At 73.1% G+C, this 1,838-nt stretch carries 2 protein-coding genes and 1 tRNA gene; 2 read left to right on the top strand and 1 reads right to left on the bottom strand.

What is annotated here, in order from left to right; genetic code table 11:
- Positions 1-412: IclR family transcriptional regulator C-terminal domain-containing protein (locus tag BZL64_RS37850; RefSeq protein ID WP_244205797.1), on the top strand; the 412-nt coding region annotated here is incomplete at its 5' end.
- 103 nt (positions 413-515) lie between these two features.
- Positions 516-592, top strand: a tRNA-Lys gene (locus BZL64_RS37845).
- A 50-nt stretch (positions 593-642) separates the two neighbouring features.
- Here BZL64_RS37845 and BZL64_RS37840 read toward each other — a convergent pair.
- Positions 643-1,838 (bottom strand): AMP-binding protein (locus BZL64_RS37840; RefSeq protein WP_086773473.1); only part of this gene is annotated, 1,196 nt, incomplete at its 5' end.

The raw sequence follows: 1,838 nt of genomic DNA, 5'->3' as shown, positions 1-1,838 counted from the left end.
CACCGTCACCCAGTACGCCGACGGCCCGGCCACGCCCGCGGTCAACGAGTGGGTCGACTTCCGCTCCTGCGCCCACGCCACCGCGGCCGGCAAGAGCCTCCTCGGCCAACTCGACCACAACGGCCGGCGCGACCACCTCTCCCGGCACAAGATGGCCCGCCTCACCTCGCGCACCATCACCAGCGACAAACTGCTGCTCTCCCGCCTGGAGTCCCAGCCGCCCACCGCCCCGGTGCTCGACCTCCAGGAGTACGCCGTCGGCACGGTCTGCGCGGCCGTACCGATCACGGCCGGCTCCACGGCGGGCTGCCTGGCCCTGTCCCTGCCCGTCGAACACGCCCACCGGCTGCGCCAGGCCGCCGACACCCTGAACAGGAGCGCGACGCAGGTTCTGCTCTCGCTCGCCATCTAGAAAGGGGCCCGCCGGCGGCCCTGCTACCTGGTCCGGAGCACTCCCACGGACCAGGTAGTATTTTCTTCGTCGCCAGCCGCCGAAGGCGGAGGGCGAGAGTCATGCGCCGCTAGCTCAGTTGGTTAGAGCAGCTGACTCTTAATCAGCGGGTCCGGGGTTCGAGTCCCTGGCGGCGCACCATGTCGATGGCGGCCCCTGTTCGCAGAAAGCGCGAACAGGGGCCGCCATCGTCATTTCTGCGCGGCTTCGCCGCGCGTCGTGGGGGCTCCGCCACCCACACCCCCGTGCGAAAGGGCCTCCCGTGGAGAGACGAGGGGCCCTTCGGCGTCCTCCCCGGTCAGTCTCCGGTACGCCTCCTCCCCCGGTGGCCGCCACCACACCGGGTCCGCGCACCGCACGCCCTCCCGTCTGAGCAGCGCCCGGTGGATCTTGTTCGTGGCCGTGACCGGCATCCGCCGCACCACCCGCACGAACCGGGGCGCCATCTTCGTCCCGAGGTCCGGCTGCGCGCGCAGGAACCCGGCGAAGTCCGCGGGGTCGAAGTCGCCCGCCAGCGCCGCCATCACCTGGTCCCCGGTCACAGGGTCCGGCACCGCGTACACGGCGACCGCCTCCGCGCCCTCGTACCGGGCGAGGATGTTCTCGATCATCGCGGCGGCGAGGTTCTCGCCGTCGACGCGGAGCCGGTCGTCGGTGCGGCCCGCGAAGTAGAGGAACCCGTCGGTGTCGCGGTAGAAGAGGTCGCCGGTCCAGTACTCCCCTCCCGCGCGCAGTCGCTCGGACTCGGCCTGCGGGTTGCGCCAGTAGCCCTCGAAGGGACTCGGGCCGCGGTTCACCAGCTCGCCTATCGCCTCGTCGCCGTTGAGCAGCCTGCCCGCCGGGTCGAGGACGGCCGGCGGGCACTCCTCGTGCGTCTCGGGGTGCAGCACGACCAGGCCGGGGGTCGCCGGTCCGACCGCGCCCGACGGAGTGCCGGGCCGCCACCGGATCGCCGCGCCGCCCTCCGACGACCCGTATCCCTCCACCAGCCGCACCCCGAACCGCCGCTCGAACGCCGCCGCGTCCACCGCCCCCGCCTCGGTGCCGAACCCGAGCCTCAGCCGGTGGTCCCGGTCGTCCGGGCCGGGCTCGGTGGCCAGGACGTACTGGATCGCCCGGCCCACGTAGGTGAAGTACGTCGCCCGGTGACGCCTTACGTCCGTCAGGAACGCCGACGCGGAGAAGCGGCGCCGCAGGGCCACGCCCGCGCCGGCGACCAGGGCGGGGGCCCAGTCGGCGATCACCGCGTTGCCGTGGAACATCGGCATGCAGACGTAGTGCACGTCGTCGGGGCGTACGGCGAACTGGCCGGCCAGGGTGCGGCCGGCGGCGGCCAGCCTGCCCTGGGTGCAGATCGCGGCCTTGGGGGCGCCGGTCGAACCCGAGG

It is taken from the genome of Streptomyces bobili (assembly GCF_002154575.1).
Taxonomy (GTDB): Bacteria; Actinomycetota; Actinomycetes; order Streptomycetales; family Streptomycetaceae; genus Streptomyces; species Streptomyces bobili.
Note: the sequence above shows the minus strand (reverse complement) of the source record. Positions and strands in the feature narration are given on the sequence as shown.